Source organism: Brevibacillus sp. FSL K6-6036, from assembly GCF_037964015.1.
Taxonomy (GTDB): Bacteria; Bacillota; Bacilli; order Brevibacillales; family Brevibacillaceae; genus Brevibacillus; species Brevibacillus borstelensis.
This window is the reverse complement of sequence record NZ_CP150173.1, coordinates 4,344,161-4,364,197: the sequence shown is the minus strand read 5'-3', so window position 1 is coordinate 4,364,197 and position 20,037 is coordinate 4,344,161. Positions and strand designations below refer to the sequence as shown.

Sequence of the window (20,037 nt, the reverse complement as noted above, 5' to 3'; positions counted from 1 at the left end):
TTACGAACATGATCTAATTCAACAAAGCGGGGCGAATGTCCTTGGAAAAATGTCAAAGAATGGGGAATGGACCGGTTGATTGTGTCAATTTGTAAACCGGGAAGGAATCATTTTCCTGGCGGAGAAATACGCGTATACAAATGTATACAGTAATGAAGAAGGGAGAAACAGATGGATCGGGATTTCCGTAAAAAAACATTTCGCGGCGCCAAAATCGAGGACATCATCCAAGAGCTTGAGCGGCTGATCCAGCTTTGCGAACAAAACAGGGACAAAAGCGACAGTCTGGACAGGCAGCGTTTTTACGAGGGCATGGCGATTGCCTACACGACGGTATCGCTAAAGCTCAAAGGCGAATTTGACTACATCGAGGCGGAGGCAGTCGAACAGCTTTGCCATGCCGCGGAGAAAACGGGAGCAAACAGCCCGACCGTGGCGAATTACACCGATAGCTGTTCCTTTTGCGGAAAAAGCAAAAGCGATGTCGGCGAGCTGGCCCTGGGGCCGGGCGTCTCGATTTGCCGGGATTGCTTGCAATTCGGCGTTGCGGTGATTGATTCACAGTCGCCGAAGGGATGAAAGGTGTCTAGAAGTCGCATATTTCCGGGAATTTCGTCATTGGTTCAATTGATGGATTATTCCGCCTTTTTTCTCCGCCCATTTTTCTGTTTATGACTGGGGAAAACAGGGAATAGGTACCCGTGTAATACAGGACTTGGAAGGGAGAGAGAGGAAATGGCAGTAGAAAAAGAGAAGCGGTCCATGTCTTTGCGCAGCCGCTTATTGATCATCTGTTTGTTGTTGCTGGGAATTCCCAGCCTGCTGATCGGTTTGGTCGGCTACGAACGTTCCAAGGTGGAGCTGGATCATGCGGGGATGGACCGGCTCAAGGGAAACGTCCAAATGGTACTAGGAATGATTGCCCTGCTGCAAAAAGAGGTGGATGCGGGCCATTTGAAGCTCGAAGACGCGCAAAACAGGCTGCGTGATGAAATCCTGGGCCCAAAAGGGAGCGATAATAAGCGACCGCTCGTACAGAAATATACGATGGGAGAAACGGGCTACGCTTGGGCTATCCTTCCAGAGGGCATCAGCATCATGAATCCTGCCAACGAAGGAACGGATATCAATGATTCGGTTTCAGCGGATGGAGTCAATTTGGTGCAAGCCTTCGTGGAAAAGGGAACAAACGGTGGCGGATTTGTCACCTACCAATGGCGAGTCGCAACAACAGATTCCATTGATACCAAAATTGCTTATGTCGAGCAGGACCCCCATTGGGGCTGGATCGTCGGGGTTGGCGCTTACCAGTCTGAATTCTACAAGGGAGCCAATCAGGTACTTTACTATATCCTGGTGATTTTGGGCATCTCCCTCGTTTTGGGTACGCTGATCATCATATTCGTTGCCAAACGGATCACGGGTCCGATTATAAACATAGCAGAGCACGCCAGACGGGTTTCCCAGGGAGATTTGACGGTTGATCAGGTGCAGGTCATCAGAAAAGACGAGATTGGGCAGCTGGCCCAAGACTTTAACAAGATGACCAGCCACCTGCAGGAGGTCATCCGGGAAGTGCGGGGCAGCACGCTGTCTGTAGCATCTACCGCGGAGCAGCTGTCAGCTTCGGCTGAACAGAGCACGCAGGCCGGCGAGCAGGTAGCCGTTGCCATTCAGGAGGTAGCCGCTGGCTCGCAAAAGCAGGCCGATCAGCTTGACAGCGCCAGCCGCGTAGTCGATGAAATGGCCGGTGAAGTGAAGCGGATCACAGATGCAGCGATATCTGTCACCCACACATCCCAGCAGGCATCGGAGAGATCGCTTGAAGGGAACAAGGCGATCCAGACCGCGATTAATCAGATGAATTCTATCAATCACACGGTAGAGGAGCTTTCCGAAGTGGTCGAAGGTCTGGGGCAACGTTCCACGCAGATCGGCAATATTATCGAGGTGATTACAGGTATTGCCGAACAGACCAATTTGCTGGCTCTGAATGCTGCGATCGAGGCCGCTCGTGCTGGCGAACATGGCCGCGGCTTTGCCGTTGTTGCCGACGAAGTGCGGAAGCTGGCTGAACAGTCTTCCGGATCAGCACAGCAAATCGCTGATTTGATCGCAGCTATTCAGGCAGAAACAGCGAAGGCCGTTACATCGATGGAGTCGGCCACCCAAGAGGTACGGGAAGGAATCCAGTTGGTGCATGGCGCAGGGGAATCCTTTGGCCACATTCAAGGCTCGGTAGGCGAGGTAGCACAGCAGATCGACAGTGTAGCTTCTTCTGCTGAAAAGCTGAAGGCCGGAATGGACGGGGTCATGGACGTAATCCGCCAGATTGCCCATATCGCCAATGAAACCGCCTCCGGTTCGCAAAATGTCTCCGCCGCCACCGAAGAGCAGCTTGCGGCCATGGAGGAAATCGCTTCGTCGGCAGAAGCTCTTTCCAAGATGATGGAGGAGTTAAACGACTTGGTGCAAAGATTTAAAGTGTAGGTAAAGATATTTTGGAGTAACGAAAACAGAAGGCATACAAGAGAGGTCGTCTCGTTGATGAGACGACTTCTTTTTTGGTGCGCCCAGCATGGGCGATAGCTATAGGGTGAAAGTCCCGAACGGGGGTTGGCTGTACCAACCGTTAGCTCAAGGCAAGGGTGTCGACCGCGAGGTCGAATCTGAAGGAAGCCGGCGGCAAAATCCCGACCTGAGGTACACGAACCCAATTTGAGGCTGTTGTATCCGGGCGAGTCTGCCAAACAAGACAAAGCCCCATACAGCCAAGGGATACAGTAGTAAACTTGGGCAGGTACATGGGATGAAAGTTATCGTTCTTACCTGGGGAGGTCTGCATGAAACGCCTTCAACTGTTGGTAACCGTCTCCGTAAGGAGACGCTGAACATGCAGAAGTCAGCAGAGGCCATAGTACCCGAGTAGAGGACGCTTGAATGGGGAAGGGCCGAACATCAAGTCAGCATGCGATCCATGTCTTTTGATACGGTACGTCGAAGCAGAATTCTGTCAAGGAACTACTTTTGAAGAGCAGGGGTGAAGCCCCGAGGGTACAAAAGAGGGCTGAGTATCGTACAGCAAGCACGGAGTCCGCATGTGCGAAGGAAGGAACATCATTATGGATTTGCTGGAAAAAGTCTTATCACGGGAAAACTTACGGATGGCACTCCAACGAGTGGAGGAAAACAAAGGTGTCGGTGGAGTCGATGGTGTTTCAACCGAACAACTACGCGATTATCTACGTGAACACTGGCAAGCCATCCGCGAGAAGATGGAAAGGGGAACCTATAGACCTTCACCTGTTCGCAGAGTCGAAATCCCGAAACCTGACGGTGGTGTAAGGTTATTAGGCATTCCCACCGTGGTAGACCGCTTTATTCAGCAGGCCATCCTCCAAGTGTTAACGCCGATCTTCGACCCCACCTTCTCGGAATCTAGCTATGGGTTCCGTCCAAAACGTAGCGCTCACATGGCAGTAAGGAAAGCGCAAGCGTATATCTCCGAAGGATATCGTTTCGTGGTGGACATCGATCTAGAGAAATTCTTTGATCGCGTAAATCATGATATTCTAATGAGCCGTGTGGCTCGAAAAGTTCAGGACAAGAGAATTTTAAGACTGATTCGTTCCTACTTGAATGCGGGGATCATGATAAATGGCGTCTGTACAACATCAAGTGAAGGAACACCGCAAGGTGGGCCGTTAAGCCCACTTTTGGCAAATATCCTACTTGATGATTTGGACAAGGAACTCGAAAAGAGAGGCCACCGTTTCTGCCGCTACGCAGACGATTGTAATATCTACGTGAAAACAAAACGGGCAGGGGAACGAGTAAAGAAGAGTATTCAAAACCACTTGGAGAAGGTACTAAGGCTAAAAGTAAATGAGGAGAAAAGCGCGATAGACCGACCATGGAAACGAAAATTCTTGGGCTTTAGTTTTACCTTTGCAAAACAGACAAGGATTCGCATCCACCCCAAATCCCTCCTCAAGCTAAAAGAGAAAATCCGCACGATCACGAATCCGGTGTGGAGCATCTCGATGGAGAAGCGGATTGAAAGAATAAATCAGTACCTCATGGGCTGGATTGGATATTTCGCCCTTGCAGACGCGAAGGGCATTCTACAATCCATTGAGGAATGGACAAGGCGCAGGCTCCGTCTTTGTTTGTGGATGCAGTGGAAACGCGTGAGAACCAGATATCGAGAACTTCGCTCTCTTGGCATATCTCACGTAAAAGCCATTGAAATTGCAAATACCCGCAAGGGTGCATGGCGTACCACAAAATCTCCGCATATACACAAAGCCCTCGGCATTGCCTACTGGCAACAACAAGGGCTGAAAAGCTTAGTGCAACGATATTCTCAAATTCGTCAAGCTTGGTGAACCGCCGTATACCGAACGGTACGTACGGTGGTGTGAGAGGACGGGGGTTAGTCGCCCCCTCCTACTCGATTCTATCTGTACAGGGAGCAGATGGAGAATGGGATCTCCAACTTCTGAAGTCTATGATTCCGGGGCTGTTGCATCCCAAAGCAATCTGCTGAAGTTTGCTGGCAGCCAATCAGATGACAGGCTGCTCATGAACACCAGGACGCTGCTGACGGTATAATCCCAGATCAGGATGAGAGCCGCTTATGATCACATCCCGCAATATTTTGGCCAGCAGCATGCTGTAGGCAATCCCGCTGTCCCCATAGGCGAACAAAAAGTACCAGCCCGGGTAATCATCGTACATGCCGATCATCGGAAGGCCGTCACGCGACCCTCCGTAAAATGCGGCAAGCTGGTAGGCGGGCTGTACGTTCAGGCCTGGAAAGAGCTCGTTGAACTTTTGGATCAGCTTCTCTCTTTTCTGGGGCAGCATTCGAGTCTCGCTTGTTTGCGGAGGCGGTCTTTTCATCCAGACCGCCGATGATGATGCGGTTATCCTTCGTCGTTCGCATGTACATGTAAGGGCGGGCAGTCTCCCAGATCAACGTGCGGTCGGACCACATGGACAAGTCGTCGACGGGGTTTGAAATCACGGCGTAGGAGCTGATGACCGAGGCATTCTGTTCGCGTTTGAATGCAAGACTCTCGCAGCCGGCGGCAACGATCACTGTGCGGGCCCGGATTTGGCATCTCCCGTCAGTCAGGATGAAGGCAGTCCCGTCTTTATTCAGCTTCTTGCCCGTAATCTTGGTGTTCTCATAGATGCGGACCCCTCTGGCATGGGCGGTTTCCAGCAGACCCAGCGTAAACGCATACGGATTCATCTCGGCGTCGCCGTAGATGTAGAGGGCAGCATGCTTGGAGAATGGATAGCGCTGCCTGATTTGCTTTTCCGTCAAAAGATCAAGGGAAAAGCCGTTTCTCGTGAGGAGGGCGAAGTCTTTTTCAAGCTTCGCGACATCCTTTTTCGCACTCGCGTAGTACAAGCTGTCCCGACGCTCGAATTCTGTGTCCCGCCCGATATCCCTGATAGCTGCTTCCATGTCATCGATAGCTTCCCGGCACAGCTTCAAATGGCGGATGGCGGCGGTTTCCCCGAAGCTGTCTGCCAGCTCGTGGGCCATTTTATCTCCGGCATATTGCAATACTGCCGTATTGGTACAAGTGCTGCCAAGCCCGGCCTTGCCCTTTTCCACGATCACGACGTCCTGCCCCAGCTCACTTAGGTAGTAGCCGCATTGGGCCCCTGAAATCCCCGCGCCGATAATCAGCACGTCACAGGAAAGATCAGAATCCAGAGCGGGATAGGAGGGGGGATCAGGAAGCCTGTTTGGCCAGTAAAAGGTTCCGGTATGTAGATCCATGGCGGTATCGCTCCCGATTTGCACATTTTTTGATAGCGTAGCCTTTTTGGGTCTTGTCCATTCCGGCATCCCTCCTTTTGTTAGGGGACTGGTAGGAAATGCATGGTAAATAGGGACTAGAAAATCCAAGCTCGTTTTTCTTTTTGGGAGAATTGTATGATTTTCCCTGTTTAAAACTGTATGGTACGATGTGGAGGTTCGTTTTTACAAAACCAAGGGCTAGAGAGAGAAAGGACTAGAAAATGAAGAAAAAAACCATCCTGTCTTGTTTACTGAGCGTTGCCATGACGTTTGGGGTCGTCGCTGCAGCGAGTGCTGAGCCAGAGCTGAACTGGATCGAAGGAGGAAAATCCGTCGAGGTCGGATCAGGTCTTGGTACTTAGGATCTGGGCAAGGATTTTGTCTTTTTGAGTGGTGAGGACACAATCAAGCTGCAAAAGCAGATCGGCAATATTCCCACCGAAAATGAAATCGGAAGCATTTTTCCTCAGAATGAAAATGAGCAATGGATCGTCGTCATGGAGTACGAAGAGGTAGGGCATATCAAGGACGAGGAAAAGAACAACATTGACGCCGATGCCATTTTGGAAAGCTACAAGGAAGGAACGGAAGCGGCGAACAAGGAAAGAAAGCCGGAAGACCAGCTACACGTCATCGGCTGGGATGTAAAGCCGTTCTACGATGAGAAAACCCACACGCTGGAATGGTCCATGCTTGGCGAGGATTACCAGAAGACTCCTTTGATCAACTACAACGTTCAGGTTCTGACCCGCCAAGGCTTTGTTTCTTTTCTGCTGATTTCCGATCCGAACAATTTGCAACGCGATAAAAAGAAGCTGCATGATGAAATCATTCCTACTTTTAAACTGAAAGAAGGCAATCGTTACGAAGATTTCAATGAAGCGACAGACAAAGTGGCAGAGTACGGCCTGACTGGGCTTGTCCTCGGCGGTTTGGGCGTCGCGATTGCAAAGAAAGTGGGGATTCTCGCGGGTCTGCTGCTCTTTTTGAAAAAGGGCTGGGTCCTGATCGTAGTTGCGATCGGCGGACTGTGGAGATTCCTGACTGGCAAAAAGAAAAAGCAGGCCGCTGCTCAGGCAGAACAACAGGCAGCGATGGAGCAACAGCCTCCAGGCGACAACAACCAAAATCCTCCTGCCAGCCAAAACCCGCCGGTATAAGGAGAATACCGGTAGAAGGAAAATAAAAAGAAATCACCGGCGGTAAAAGCAAGTGGCCCCAAAAGTTATTTGAAATCATGTAAGGTTTGAGTCGATAATTTACTGGACTCAGACCTTCTAATTTTGTCTTGATTCGTATGTTGTTATTTGCTATGAAGCGCAATGCCTTTATTAAGATTCCATGCTCCTCCCTATGGTCACGAATAGGCTTCTGAAAGTTGCTCAGTCCTTATCATCAGGACTTAAATAACCTACAGATTTCCATAGATAACCTCTAAACCATCTCACTTAAAATTGGCTGCTCTAGCGTTGCAACGTGTTCATGCTAGGCTACCCGGTCCACTGAAACACCTTCCTGGATAAGTTGATTCGTTTGTATTTTAAATTCCTTATCATATCTTGTTAAGTATTTTGGTGTGCTCTCTGTTCTCAGTGTTCAATATTTAATCTAGCATCAGATCCAAAAATAACACATAGGCTCTAAAAGTAGTAACGACTAAAATTGGAAATGCAAAAATACTCTCGAGATTATTGGCAAAAATATCAGAATATTGGCATAACAATTTGATTTTCTTTACAAAATTTCACAATTACCTTATATTAGAAACAGATGGAATTTATGTCCATCATTAAATTTTTTTGGGAGGGTATATAAAAGTATGGAAAAAGAGATTGTTCGAGGTGCCAGCAAAGAAATTATCGGTGATGGGGGTGGATTAGGAGTTTCAAAGTTTGGTATTGGTTCGAATTTCAACACTATTCAATCTTTAACTGACAAATCAAAAGGCGGCGGTCGACTTTGTGCCTCATCTTCATCATCAAGCAGCGGTGCTGCTACTATAGCTAAAAAATAAAATGCTGTTATATCTTTGGAGTAGGGCTTAGTAAATTCGGCCAAATTCAAAATGAAGGTTGGTGCAAAGATATTTACTTGCTGTTTTGAATTTGGCTAAGAATTTTTAAACATAAATGTCACCTTCGGGATAAACTGATTCACCCTCACCTGGATTAAAGTGATCAATCCGTACATATACTTCGAAAACCGGCAGTTTACTGAGGATTTGCGAAGAGCATACACGGTAAACGGGCTAGATAATTACCAAACGACTTCGGAATAAAGTTTGACCTAGATTCCTGTTTACTAACGAAATTGGTTAGTTTACCGTTTGGAAGTTTTGAGGCCGATCTCTTTTCAGGTAGTAAGTGTAAGACATGTGGAAAGGTTCCTATTGACAAGCAGTACCGAATCCTTACTAATTGGGACAACTGATGGATAATCTAATGATTGATAGAGTTATTTTGTAGCGATACTATAACTACTCTCTTATCGTTTCAACATTAAGAGAAACTGTTAAACAATATCGTGAAAGAAATGCTGAGCCTCAACCGTCTAACAAACAGAAAAAATTGCAGTTTGGGTCATTTAAAACCGGCTATGGTATATCAAAATAGGTCAGCGTTGATATAAATACGGAATGAAGGCAAAGGTGAATGTAAATATGATTTCAAACTATCGAATCAATAAATTTTTGTGCCATTATTTACCAAATGGAGAACTGGTTGTTCAAACTATAAATGGAATAATGAAGATTCACAATAGGGAACTAATAGATTTAATATTGCTATGGGACAAAACTGACATGAAAGAAATTTCAGAATCGTTTTTAGAAGAGTGTTTCAAAGATGACAAAATGCAAGCTATTGAATTTCTTGAAACAAATGGGTTAATAAGTGCTGTAAAAGAAAAAAAGATTAAGATCGATTTAATTACAGTTATGAGTAATGATTCTTTTATAGATGAAATTTTGTTAAAAACACTATCGGAAGATTTCAAAGACAAATTATCAATTAAGTCAATTGAAATAAATGACTTACAACAAATTGGGAAAAATGAACTATCGCTGGTTTTTCTTAATCCTTATAACAAAAACTTAGGTAAGATGATAAGGGATAGGCATTTAAAAGCAGATAATTCCTATCTTTTGATGAGCTATATTTATAATAATAAATTTTATATGGATTCACTTTACAATCGAAATTGGTGTAATCCTTGCCATTGCTGTCATATTGGTCACATTGAATCACATATGAGGATTGGAAGCGCAGAAAATTTAACTTATCAACAAGTTGTTGATATTCTTTATTCTTTGGATCAAAACATAGAAATCGGCGTTCCATTAACTAATGCTCAACGGATTATTATTGCCGCATGTTTAGTCAAGCGCATTCAATTATTAATAAATGATTTCACCTACTCTAAAATTCATCATGAAGACATTAATAAGGCTACGATAATGAAGTTGGACGATTTGAAAAAGTATGAAGATACTTCAATTCATTGGGAGCTGTGTGATTGTTATGAATAGAAGGAATGAGAAGCAGGAATTATTAGTGCAAAAAAGAAGGAAAGATGATTTTTCGAATCACTTGCAAGCAGAGGTTCTTAATAACCGGTTACTAAACGAAGTTATAAAAATGCATCAAGAAACCTGTTGGATATCAGAGATTATGTTCGAATATGATAAGAATTTGCTTGAATGGATGGGCTTGGTCGAATTTACTGACATTATTCCAGATTATTATGAGAAATCCTTCCAATTCAGTGTTGAACCGGATTTTGTCGAACGCAGTAGAAGTTGCAGAACATTTGTGAATGATTGGAGTATAGAGATGGATGACTTTGGGGAAATTCTACGTGATTCATTCGGAAGATTTTCTAACACTTTATCCAAAAACTATCCTTCTGCAGGAGGATTGTACCCAATATTACCACTCGTATACATTTTTAATAAAAATGTACTAAAAGGCGTTGATATTAAGGGGTGTTATTTATTTAATTCTACACAATTTGAGTTGATTTTACTTAAGGAATATAGCGAGCAAAGTATTGAAGAAGTAAAAAAACAAATTAATCCAACTGACAGTTTTTTATTTTCGAATATAGCAATTGGTTACGCTATTGATTTAAAACGGGCTATAACTAAATATCGAAAACGCGGCTATAGATATGCACTAATAGAAGTAGGAGCAATGTGCCAAAGTTTTAGGGAGTCAATTAGTAAATTTAATAACTTAGGTGACTTCTGCTTTGCTGGTTTTAATGATAATGCTTTAACATATTTATCTGGTTTAAATCCCAGATTAGCACCAGTGGCATTAATCCAGTGGTTTGGTGAAAAAAATGATGTTTGAGGTATCTAAAAGAAATTTTGGTTATAAAGAATCAATTTTCATTAATAAAACGATCTATTTATCGACATCAAGGATCGGAACATTCAAAAGTGAAGATGGTGGACTAGGGCCGGTTGACTGTGGCTCAATTTCTCGAGATAAAAAAAAGTCAATTATGAAAGGTTTTTCTGAATCCTTAGAACGCCGAGCATTAGTAATTGGAGCCAATGGAGCTGATGAAGATGATATGATTAGATCATTTGATCTAATAAGTGGGAGTGTATCCTATATATCAAAATACTATACTAGACTGAATAACAAAGCTCCTTTTATTTCCGATACTTCTGGAACGGCAACTTACACAAACAGTAATGTGGCTATGTTAAATGCAATAAAAGAACTTTTGGAAAAAAATTCCACTTTTCTTTTTTGGTATGGTAAACAAGGAAGAAAACTTGATTTAACTCGTTATAGTTCAATATACTTTGACCTTTTTCGGAAAGAAGGATACCAAGTACGAGCTTATGTTGAAGAAACATTCAGTCCATTAAAAGTTGCGTTTATTATTGTGATAAATCCAAATCATATTACTCCTTTTAAATTTATGGCAGGAGTAGGTTCAAGTGTTGTTCTTACTACTGCGATTCATAAAGCTATGTCAGAAGCATATTTACTCAAAGAAGTTTACGATGACGCTTTTTTTAGGTTCCAAACAGAAGAACTAGATTCCAATTCCTATTCTGGCATCGTTTTAAATTCTCAAATGAACCCTGAATGTCTAGAGTATATTGAAATTTTAGATGGTCTAGACACTTATGAGGAACAAAGGAAGGATAACGAATTTTCAACATTAGATGCTGAAGGGGAAATAGACCTTATTGTTCAAAACCTACCATTTTGGGTAAAAGAACTACATACAGTTGTTTTAAATCAAATTGTAAATAGAAATTTAATAGTTATTAAAGCCATTTCCCCTAATCTTTACAATCACGCTGCACTTAAGAAGTATATCAATATTGATAGCGATGTCAATCGGTTTACAGTCAATCTAGATCAAGAGTCTTTAAAAAGTATTCCAATGTGTCCAATACTATAAAAGGAGATACCTATGCATTACTTAATTAATAATCTAATTAGTGGACATCCTTTTGTTGCAAATAAAATCTGGATAAAGAAAGGGATTTTTCAAAGCGGATATTCTAATTGCTATGTGGATTGTGCATTACATAAAGCAGCATATGGGAATTCGGTTAAGAATAATAGCAAAAAAGCAATAGCAGCTGCTATTGGCGAACATCTTGAAAGATTAGCTCTTTTTAACCCATTAATTAAAAATAATCAAGGAATAAAATATTATGTGGAAGCTTTTAATTTAGTGACAGGGGAGACAATTAACATACCACTTGAGGATGTCATTTTAGAGTATGGATTGCCTATCTTTAATGATAGAGATATGAGTAACGCGTTTAGTGATACTTGTGGAGTAGCATCACACACTTCAAGCGATTTTGCACTTGAAGCAGCTTTTCTTGAATTTATTGAAAGACAATCACTGATCCATACATGGTTAACCAAAAAAGCAGGGAAATTAATTCCGCTAAATTTGTTAAACAATATTGATCTTAAAAAGATAATAAATATGAGTAGAACATACAAGGGTATCCAAGAATTTTATCTGGTTGACATTTCGATAACAGACGAAATTAAGGTGGTACTAGCTTTAGGTTTTGGAAAAGAAAGTTTCAGTATTGGCGCAGGAGCACATTGGAACATTATGAATGCAATTGAAAGAGCTATGAATGAGTATTTCCAATTTATGACTGGCTTTTGGGGGAATAACGATGAGAGTGAAAGCAGCGATGGTGATTTATATTATGAATATTGTAACACTTTAAGCCCAGAGGCTTTTAAACAAGAGTACAAATTTGTCATCGATACAAAAACGCAATATAATCCATATCAATTCCACAAAAATACTAGTCAAGAACGAATAAATTTAAGTAACAAAATCCGAAAAGTGGTAGAAGATCTTGATATTTCAGTTTATGCAACATTTATACCTGAAAGAATGGATTTTAATACAAAAATAGTAAAAGTTTTTTCAAGTGATTGTTATCCACATATGAATACAGCATTACTCAATCCAATGGATTATAAATTCTCTAGTAAATTTAATCAATCAATTTTTAAAAACTTGTATAGGTTAATTCCGTTCCCCTAAGCTTTATAGGATTTTGAGGAATTGGAAAAAATTTATATTCCGCCAGCAAACGACCATATTCCTTCTTTTTGATAATAGAAAGCCTTGACTTTGGCACTTAATGATCTTTTTCAAAGAGAATCCCTTTTGAATAAGCCCATTTCCTTATCCTCTCAGATGTATCTATATTTAATCCACATAAAAAATTTTCTCAATTAAAGAAAGGGAAGTAATAAATGCTAAAAAAATCATATGAGTTTTTTATAGTATTTTTAAAATCAATGATCGATGAAAAGATTGCATTAGCTTGGTCAATTATTTTGCCACTTTTATTGTTTTTTACCATAAATTATAGTTGGTTCCACACTAAGCCTGACGTATCAAAAGCTGTATTTTACTTTGCTAGTTTTTGGGCATTCACAATAGTATTGATACTTTTTAATGGAGTTGGATTAACTTTAACCAATTTTAGAGAACTAGGTATTTTGAAAAGTTTTGTATTTCTTTGTGGTTCAAAAACACCTGTTATTTTTGGATTAGTTTTTAGTCAAATTATTTTTGGTATATTTTGCCTAGCTCTATTTACTGTTACTATCTCTCTCGTCTTTACCTATCCTATCTTGATTTTGTTCCTGACTGCAGCATGCACATATTTAGTAGTTTTAATTCCTTTATTTATGTTATCCTTATCTGTTGCCAGCTTATCCGTACGAGCGTCATCCGCTTATACACTTGTTAATATATTGATTTTTCCTGCAACGTATTTAGCAGTGTATCGTGGTGAATCTTCAAATTTTTTTATAAATACACTATATAATTTAAACCCAGTTGAATATGTTTTTAATTTTTCAGTATTTATTTATTCAATTTTGACTAATAATCTGCATTCCATCAGTAACCAATTATATTTACTTTTCATATCACTGGTCTATATTGCGATTGGAACTATAGCATGGTCGAGAATTAAGATTACGTCAACTATAAGAAGAACATAAATAATCCATTACTCAACATAATCGCCGAGAAAAGAGTGGGTGAATAATTATGATCGAATTAAAAAATATTTCATTCTCATATCCAAAGAATGCCAAAAAGGCAATCAGTAATCTAGAAATGATTATAGAAGAGAATAAAGTCAATGTAGTAATTGGACTAAATGGGGCAGGGAAAACGACCCTTTTTGATATATTAACAGGAGTTTTAACAATCCAGGAAGGCAGCATCATAAACATTCCAAATCAAAGGGATATTGTTTATCAAACTCAAAGCTTATATTTTTCACCGATACTAAAAGGAAAGGATATTACTAGACTTATTCTTAATATATCAGACAAAAATTTTAATAATAATTTTGAGACTTGTTTATCGCTTGCGGATGATAGAGAAAAGGAATTACTAGGTGAACTTTGGAATCGGAAGTTTGGTCAGATGTCTGTCGGGGAAAGAAGATGGTTGCTCGTAACATTATTCGCAGAAATAGATAAAAGCTTCTATATATTTGACGAACCTACAAGTGGAGTTGATCCTACGGCTAGGCTAAAAATATACAATAAAATCGAAGAAATAGCAAAAAAAGATAGGCATACGGTGTTAATTTCAACTCATCAATTACAGGAGCTAGAATTTATTGAATGTAAAATTTTTGTATTACATTTAGGTAATATTAAGTTTGCTGGTACTTACCAAGATTTACTTACAAAATACAATACATCCAATCCTGATAGGGCATTTCAGTACTGCATTGAAAGTAATACGTAACCTAAGAACTTTCTCATTATGCAACATTAAATTCTATTAATTTCTGTGTGGTAAAACACGGAGCAATGAAATATCCGTTTATGAAAAAACTGAGGGGTATTTTTTATAAAGAACCCTTCAGTATTTAAGCCTCGATTCCACCAAAAGCTATTTTCCTCCGTATTTCGGCAAACAAATTATACTGGCCGTGTTTTCAAAATTGAGTAGGAGAGGTTAATTACCCCCCTCCTACTCAATTTTGGTTTTTGCAAACTCAGCTTCCCCGCAGGGCCAGTGCATCCTTGACCAGGCGGACAAATTCCAACTGCTGCTCGCCCGTTGCCGTTTTTTCCGCCAAATCGGCTACCTTCTTCAGCGAGCTACCTTCTGCCCATTCGCTGCCTCGCAACATTTCCGCGAATTCCGCTACAGAGGCGAGGAATTGGACTTCTCTTTGCAGCGTTTTTCCAATTGCCATCGGCTCGGCCACTTCTTTTGCCTGCGATGTCTTCTCGTCTTTATACCTTACCCGGACTGTGCCCAGCTTTTCGGCTTCCGGGCGCTTTCGCTTGATCTCGTAAAGGGCTGTCACGGTATGGCCGGCTCCGATTTCCCCGCCGTCGACGCGGTCATTGCGGAAATCCTCATCCGCCACATCCCGGTTTTCATAGCCGAGCAGCCGATACGTTTCTACAGCCTTTGGATCGAATTCGACTTGAATCTTTGCGTCGTGGGCGATGGTCTGGAGCGTCCCGGTCAAAGCTTCGGTGAAGACGCGCCGCGCCTCGGAGAACGTGTCGATGTACGAGTACGTTCCGTCCCCCTTGTCGGCCAGCTGCTCCATCAGCACATCGTTGTAGTTGCCCATGCCAAAGCCGAACGTGCTGAGCGTAATGCCCTCGCCAGCGTATCGTTCAATCGTGGAGAGAATGCCTTCCGCGGTGGTTTCCCCCACATTGGCGACACCGTCCGAGCAGAGAATGACCCGGTTGATCGCATCAGGAGAAAAGGCTTGTGCAGCCATTTCGTAGCCGAGGCGCAGCCCTTCTTCGGCATTGGTAGAGCCTTCGGGCAAGAGGTAGTCGAGCGACTCGATAATTGCCGCCTTGTTCTGGGCAGATGTCGGATCGAGCAGCTTTCTGCCTTTGGAGCCGTAGACGACGATGCCTACCTTGTCTTTTTCCTCCAGTTGGTCAACCAGGACGCGGAGGCTTTTTTTGACCAGCTCCAGACGGTTTTCCTGGTTCATGGACCCGGAAATGTCGATCACGAAGACGAGGTTGGCCGGCTTCCGGTTTGTAACGGCGATTTCCTTGCCTTTTATCCCGATGCGGAGCAGGTCGTAGCCCGGACGAAAAGGCGAGGGACCTCCGTCTGTATGGATCGCGAATGCATCCTTGGCGGGCGGCTCGTAGGAGAGAGGAAAGTAATTGATAAACTCTTCCACGCGGACAGCATCCGCAGGAGGCAATGAGCCTCGCGTGATGTAATTGCGCATGACCGAGTAAGAACCTGTATCTACATCGGCGGCAAAGGTGGACAAATGATCTTCAGCCGCATCGACAGCAGGGTTGGTGCCGTAGTTCTTGAAATGCATGCCGTTGTAAGACCCTGCCGGCGCCGGGGCTGACCTTTTGGCAACAGTCCTGTCCATAGCACTGCTAGGCGCCGCGTACTGCGCTTGATTTTGTACGGCATGCTCTGCCTTGCTCTCGACACTGCGGCCAGCCTTCTCGCTTGGAGCAACTGCCTGTTTTTCCCCTGAGCTGCACCCTGCTGCCGTTAGGGTGACCAATGCCAAAGCGCTTGCCACTATCTGTTTTTTCATCTCTGTATACCCCCTTTTCTGATTCGACGTGGAAAAAAAAGGAATGTTACAACGGTCTGAAGATTTTGGTTGCTTCGGCTTCCTGATCTGGATTAGAATGGGAAATATTTAGTGGTGTGACGGGTGCCCATAGTCAAAAAGGCAGAAAAGCGAGGATGATACTTAAAAAACTGATGAGAAAAGAAAGGAACAAGAATGAATCTGGGAATTCACGTAACACAAACAAAACTGTTGGATGTTTTGCTGCATGTCGCGGTTGCGCGGCCTGTTTTTATCTGGGGAGCGCCGGGAATTGGAAAATCGTCGCTGGTGCAATCCTTTGCCCGGCAGGTCGGACTTCCATGCGTGTCCTTGCTCGGCAGCCAGCTCGCTCCGGAGGATATTATCGGGGTTCCGCAAATCGTAGAGGGCAAGAGCCGTTTTTGCCCTCCCGGGATGATCGCGCGGGAAGAGCCGTACTGCCTGTTTTTGGACGAATTGAACGCCTGCTCGCAGGAGGTCCAAAAATCCTTCTACAGTCTGATCCATGAACGGAGAGTCGGCGATTATCATCTCCCGGAGGGCTCAATCGTCATCGGAGCGGGAAACCGGGCCCAGGACAGCGCTATTGTCAAGCCGATGTCCTCCGCCCTGATCAATCGCATGTTTCATGTCCAGCTCAATGTGTCGTACCAGGAGTGGATGAGCTGGGCGTATGAGAACGGCATTCATCCGTATGTACTGCAATTTTTGGAGGTGCGCCCCGACTACCTCTGGTCGCAGCCGCCGAAAACGGAGGAGCCTTTTTCCACACCGCGCTCCTGGCATATGCTCTCGGACATTTTGTACGAATACGGCGAAGCGATCGATAATGAAACGGTCGGAATTTTGGCGCGGGGCTGCTTGACGCCCCAGCATGCGGCGCAGTTTCAGGCTTTCCATAAAAACATCCAGGGAAAGTATCAGTTGAACCGGATACTGGAAGGAGAGGCTACTTTCCCGAGTGCCCCGGAGGATCGGGATATTCTCTATTTCCTCGCCGACTCGTTCCGGGCGCAGATCAGAAAAGAGCTGCCTGCCGACAAGTCGCAGGTAACGGACCAGCACAAGCGTTTTGCCCACCGGGCCAAGGCGCTGCTCAAGGAGCTGAGCATGATTTCGCTGGAGATGGCGCAGATGGTCGTGGCCAAGCACGAAGAGGGAAATGCGCTTCCGTCGTGGTTTGTGGTGGAAGTGGTTCGCGATTTGCCCCGGTTGGCTGCGGAAAGAAGGGACGGCTGAGATGGCGAAACGAAGCAAGACGGAGCTGGACCCCGCCCTTGCCGCTTATCTGGAAGCGGTCAGCTATCTCGAGCGTCATCCGATGTTTTCCCCGCTCATGGGCCGTGTCTCGCTGGTGAGGGACAAACGGAGCAAGTGCCCGGAAAACGGGTGGGCAGTCGTGGGCAAAAACGGAGTGATCCACGTCCACCCTACGAGAAGACTGGACGTTCAGGAGTGGGTCTACGTGCTGGCTCATAATCTGCTGCACCTCGGGTTTGGCCATTTTGTCGAGAAAGAAAGGCCGGCTCTGTGGAATATCGCCTGTGATGTCTACATCGCTTCCTTTCTATCCAGCATGAAGCTCGGAAAGCCGCCGATGGCATGGGCGGGCGAGCTGGAGCACTCCGTCAGGAGCGAGGAGGAGCTGTACAGGCGTTTTTGCGACGAAGGCGTCCCCGAGCGGTTTGCCGGATGGGGAACCGGAGGGGATAGACAGCCTGACATGCTTTTGTCCGGCAAGCTGGAGGGGAGCGGCTGCTTTCGCGATGTCAACTGGGAAGCGCTGTTTGGCACAGGCCTGTCCAATGCTGTGCATTCGGCCGTCAGCGTGGCGGGAGGATACGTCCAGGCGTTGGATGACCGGACTGCCACGCTGTCCCCGGCCCAGGAGGCAAGGCAGTGGTTTATCAATCACTTCCCGCTCCTTGCTTCGCTGGCAAGCCATTTTACGATGATCGAAGATGCGCAGCTGTGTCAGCGGCTGCAAATATCCGTCGCCGCCATTGATGTGGTCGCAGGTGAAATCTACATGAATCCGGCGGCGGGGCTCGACCGGGAAGAGGCGATTTTTGTCATGGGCCACGAGCTTCTCCACGCGGGACTGCGGCACCATGAGCGCTGCATGGGGCGTGACCCGTACTACTGGAATGTCAGCTGCGACTACGTGATCAACCAATGGCTGGTCGAAATGAACGTGGGGCAACTGCCGCAGGTCGGCGTTTTGCTGGACCCGGAGCTGCGCGGGATGTCGGCCGAAGCCATTTACGACCGCATCGTCTCCGACCTGCGGACCTACCGCAAGCTGTTTACGCTGCGCGGGATCGGCATGGGGGATATCCTGGACAAGGGAGACCCCCGCTTTTGGGACGCCAATCACGGGACGACGCTGGATGACTTTTACCGCAGCGCTTTGATGCAGGGGCTCGTCTATCATCAGGAAAAGGGACGCGGCCTTCTTCCGGCAGGGCTGGTCGAGGAAATTCGCGCTTTGGGACAGCCGCCGATCCCTTGGGATGTTCAACTGGCGCGCTGGTTTGACGAGCACTTTCCCCTTTTGGAAAAGAGCAGGACATACGCGCGTGTCAGCAGACGGCACATTCTACGCCGAATATTCCGCGTCCGGCATGGAGCTGCAGGGAATCCGACCAGGCCGGCCGTACGTTTGGTGTCGTCCTGGATACGTCAGGCTCGATGGACGCCAAGCTGCTGGGCAAAGCGTTGGGAGCAATCGCCAGCTACAGCCAGTCGCGTGATGTCCCGTTTGCCCGCGTCGTTTTCTGCGATGCCGCCGCCTACGATGCCGGGTATCTCTCCCCCGACGATATAGCGGAACGGGTCCGGGTAAAGGGCAGGAGCGGGACGGTCCTGCAGCCGGGAATTGATCTTTTGCAAAATGCCCACGACTTTCCCCCGGACGGCCCTATTCTCGTCATCACCGACGGCGAGTGTGACCGCATCCGTGTCGCACGGAGCCACGCTTTCATTTTGCCAAAAGGGAAAAGCCTTCCGTTTGTGCCCAGAGGACCCGTGTTTCGCATGGAATCGTGATACGGAGAAAGCCGCTTTGAGAAAGCAGAGTTTCCGGCCTGGAGCAGGGTTTCCGGCCTGGAGCAGGGTTTCCGGCGCCGAGCAGGATCGCCGTCGATGCTGCCGATTGTAAAGCAAGTAATAACCGGAAGAAGAAAAAGACCAGTTCGCCTGTGCAGGGCGGTCTGGTCTTTTCTCGTGCAATGTTTCGGAGCGGGGAGTTGCAGGGATTTGAACTTGTGCCCCCCTTTGTCAACAACGCGGCCTTTCGCTGAAACAAACTACTGAATAGAATCTCGCAGTTCGGCTATTGACAGAAACCTGACAATAGGTTTATATTTTGACTGACAAAAAAGTCAATCAAAAAAGGCGGTGAACAAACCGTGCCTCGGACGAAAGAGCAAAACGAAGAAATCCGTGCCCGGCGCAAAGAAGCGATCATGAGGGGCGCACTCAGTGTTTACGTTGAAAAAGGATACGCAGCCGCCGATATTGGCGATGTCGCGGAACGAGCGGGCGTTGCCAGAGGACTTGTCTATTACTACTACAAAGACAAGCTGTCGTTGTTCCGCGATCTTTTTTTGCACATGTTCGATTTGTCCAACAATCACATCCGCACCCACTTCGGCCAGGAGGGGTCCGCGGTCGAGCTGTGCCAACAATTTGCCAATACCATGTTCAACAACCTGTTTGAACAATCCGACCACGTGCTGTTTTTTTTCCGGATGCGCCACGACTTGCGCGAGCTGTTTGGCAAAGAGGAAATAAAAGGATTGCTCTGGAGAGACACCAAATTGCAAGTGATGGTTGAGAAGCTGAAGATGGGAATGGATGCGGGAGAAGTGCGCCGCATGTCTCCGGAACTGCTCACGGACCAGTTCTGGGGGGCGATGATGCATGGCATGGCGCATTTGCGGCAGAGAAACGATGAACTGTTGAAGCAAGGCCATAGCCTGGAGAAAGTCAAAGAGCTGCTGGAGACGGAAATCCGCGATGCGGCGTTGTCCTGCGCGTTGATGCTTCGCCCTGTCTAAGCTTTGCAGCCGAGTTCAATGAGGTCCGGAGGGTGGTT

General features: G+C 45.6%; 16 protein-coding genes and 1 pseudogene. 15 read left to right on the top strand and 2 right to left on the bottom strand.

All coding sequences use genetic code 11. The features are described 5' to 3' along the window. Positions 1-171: 171 nt before the first annotated feature. The 3 genes from NST37_RS21525 to ltrA all read left to right on the top strand — a co-directional run bounded on the left by NST37_RS21525 (position 172) and on the right by ltrA (position 4,388). Complete coding sequence (locus NST37_RS21525; RefSeq protein WP_003390036.1) at positions 172-579, top strand: ClpX C4-type zinc finger protein; 408 nt, start codon at positions 172-174, stop codon at positions 577-579. 156 nt (positions 580-735) lie between these two features. Continuing rightward, positions 736-2,490 (top strand): methyl-accepting chemotaxis protein, encoded by a 1,755-nt coding sequence (locus NST37_RS21520; protein WP_003390035.1) that lies wholly within the window; start codon positions 736-738, stop codon positions 2,488-2,490. A gap of 632 nt (positions 2,491-3,122) precedes the next feature. Continuing rightward, the gene (ltrA, locus tag NST37_RS21515) at positions 3,123-4,388 is read left to right on the top strand and encodes a group II intron reverse transcriptase/maturase (protein ID WP_024985202.1); all 1,266 of its coding nucleotides are present in this window, start codon (positions 3,123-3,125) and stop codon (positions 4,386-4,388) included. 178 nt (positions 4,389-4,566) lie between these two features. Here ltrA and NST37_RS21510 read toward each other — a convergent pair. After that, a pseudogene (locus tag NST37_RS21510) lies at positions 4,567-5,800 on the bottom strand (FAD-dependent oxidoreductase). Between the two features lie 386 nt (positions 5,801-6,186). Here NST37_RS21510 and NST37_RS21505 point away from each other — a divergent pair. The 8 genes from NST37_RS21505 (at position 6,187) to NST37_RS21470 (ending at position 14,110) form a co-directional block, all read left to right on the top strand. Continuing rightward, positions 6,187-6,981: a DUF2167 domain-containing protein gene (locus NST37_RS21505; protein ID WP_279041682.1), complete on the top strand. Its 795-nt coding sequence runs from the start codon at positions 6,187-6,189 to the stop codon at positions 6,979-6,981. Between the two features lie 659 nt (positions 6,982-7,640). After that, the gene (locus NST37_RS21500) at positions 7,641-7,835 is read left to right on the top strand and encodes a hypothetical protein (RefSeq protein ID WP_141334298.1); all 195 of its coding nucleotides are present in this window, start codon (positions 7,641-7,643) and stop codon (positions 7,833-7,835) included. Between the two features lie 645 nt (positions 7,836-8,480). Continuing rightward, positions 8,481-9,347 carry an McbB family protein gene (locus NST37_RS21495; protein ID WP_170208418.1) on the top strand — a complete coding sequence of 289 codons (867 nt, stop codon included), beginning with the start codon at positions 8,481-8,483 and terminating at the stop codon, positions 9,345-9,347. Beyond that, positions 9,340-10,173 (top strand): nitroreductase family protein, encoded by an 834-nt coding sequence (locus NST37_RS21490; RefSeq protein ID WP_171505805.1) that lies wholly within the window; start codon positions 9,340-9,342, stop codon positions 10,171-10,173. Before NST37_RS21495 ends, NST37_RS21490 begins: the two co-directional genes overlap by 8 nt. Further along, a complete protein-coding gene (locus tag NST37_RS21485) occupies positions 10,163-11,248 on the top strand; it encodes a YcaO-like family protein (RefSeq protein ID WP_327955515.1) in 1,086 nt (361 codons plus the stop codon). Before NST37_RS21490 ends, NST37_RS21485 begins: the two co-directional genes overlap by 11 nt. 12 nt (positions 11,249-11,260) lie before the next feature. After that, complete coding sequence (locus NST37_RS21480) at positions 11,261-12,373, top strand: YcaO-like family protein (RefSeq protein ID WP_024985469.1); 1,113 nt, start codon at positions 11,261-11,263, stop codon at positions 12,371-12,373. Positions 12,374-12,588: 215 nt separating this feature from the next. Further along, the gene (locus NST37_RS21475; RefSeq protein ID WP_081787884.1) at positions 12,589-13,347 is read left to right on the top strand and encodes an ABC transporter permease; all 759 of its coding nucleotides are present in this window, start codon (positions 12,589-12,591) and stop codon (positions 13,345-13,347) included. Between the two features lie 49 nt (positions 13,348-13,396). After that, positions 13,397-14,110 (top strand): AAA family ATPase, encoded by a 714-nt coding sequence (locus NST37_RS21470; protein ID WP_035980189.1) that lies wholly within the window; start codon positions 13,397-13,399, stop codon positions 14,108-14,110. Between the two features lie 253 nt (positions 14,111-14,363). Here the strand turns inward: NST37_RS21470 and NST37_RS21465 are convergent, their stop codons facing one another. After that, positions 14,364-15,917, bottom strand: coding sequence for a VWA domain-containing protein (locus NST37_RS21465; RefSeq protein WP_003390030.1), 1,554 nt, complete (start codon positions 15,915-15,917; stop codon positions 14,364-14,366). Between the two features lie 195 nt (positions 15,918-16,112). Here NST37_RS21465 and NST37_RS21460 point away from each other — a divergent pair, with 195 nt between their 5' ends. The 4 genes from NST37_RS21460 (at position 16,113) to NST37_RS21445 (ending at position 19,999) form a co-directional block, all read left to right on the top strand. Beyond that, positions 16,113-17,177: a MoxR family ATPase gene (locus NST37_RS21460; RefSeq protein WP_003390029.1), complete on the top strand. Its 1,065-nt coding sequence runs from the start codon at positions 16,113-16,115 to the stop codon at positions 17,175-17,177. Position 17,178: 1 nt separating this feature from the next. Continuing rightward, positions 17,179-18,765, top strand: coding sequence for a peptidase (locus NST37_RS21455; protein ID WP_339185788.1), 1,587 nt, complete (start codon positions 17,179-17,181; stop codon positions 18,763-18,765). Continuing rightward, entirely contained in the window at positions 18,657-18,986 is a 330-nt protein-coding gene (locus NST37_RS21450; protein WP_339186808.1) for a hypothetical protein, read from the top strand. The genes NST37_RS21455 and NST37_RS21450 overlap by 109 nt, the downstream gene beginning before the upstream one ends. 362 nt (positions 18,987-19,348) lie before the next feature. Continuing rightward, positions 19,349-19,999, top strand: coding sequence for a TetR/AcrR family transcriptional regulator (locus NST37_RS21445; RefSeq protein WP_003390027.1), 651 nt, complete (start codon positions 19,349-19,351; stop codon positions 19,997-19,999). Positions 20,000-20,037 lie beyond the last annotated feature (38 nt).

Bases quoted from the DNA above. Each gene is read 5' to 3' on its own strand.
- NST37_RS21485 (WP_327955515.1), top strand. From the start codon at position 10,163: ATGATGTTTGAGGTATCTAAAAGAAATTTTGGTTATAAAGAATCAATT.
- NST37_RS21470 (WP_035980189.1), top strand. From the start codon at position 13,397: ATGATCGAATTAAAAAATATTTCATTCTCATATCCAAAGAATGCCAAA.
- NST37_RS21490 (WP_171505805.1), top strand. From the start codon at position 9,340: ATGAATAGAAGGAATGAGAAGCAGGAATTATTAGTGCAAAAAAGAAGG.
- NST37_RS21525 (WP_003390036.1), top strand. From the start codon at position 172: ATGGATCGGGATTTCCGTAAAAAAACATTTCGCGGCGCCAAAATCGAG.
- NST37_RS21500 (WP_141334298.1), top strand. From the start codon at position 7,641: ATGGAAAAAGAGATTGTTCGAGGTGCCAGCAAAGAAATTATCGGTGAT.
- NST37_RS21455 (WP_339185788.1), top strand. From the start codon at position 17,179: ATGGCGAAACGAAGCAAGACGGAGCTGGACCCCGCCCTTGCCGCTTAT.
- NST37_RS21465 (WP_003390030.1), bottom strand. From the start codon at position 15,917: ATGAAAAAACAGATAGTGGCAAGCGCTTTGGCATTGGTCACCCTAACG.
- NST37_RS21475 (WP_081787884.1), top strand. From the start codon at position 12,589: ATGCTAAAAAAATCATATGAGTTTTTTATAGTATTTTTAAAATCAATG.
- NST37_RS21520 (WP_003390035.1), top strand. From the start codon at position 736: ATGGCAGTAGAAAAAGAGAAGCGGTCCATGTCTTTGCGCAGCCGCTTA.
- NST37_RS21480 (WP_024985469.1), top strand. From the start codon at position 11,261: ATGCATTACTTAATTAATAATCTAATTAGTGGACATCCTTTTGTTGCA.
- ltrA (WP_024985202.1), top strand. From the start codon at position 3,123: ATGGATTTGCTGGAAAAAGTCTTATCACGGGAAAACTTACGGATGGCA.
- NST37_RS21460 (WP_003390029.1), top strand. From the start codon at position 16,113: ATGAATCTGGGAATTCACGTAACACAAACAAAACTGTTGGATGTTTTG.
- NST37_RS21495 (WP_170208418.1), top strand. From the start codon at position 8,481: ATGATTTCAAACTATCGAATCAATAAATTTTTGTGCCATTATTTACCA.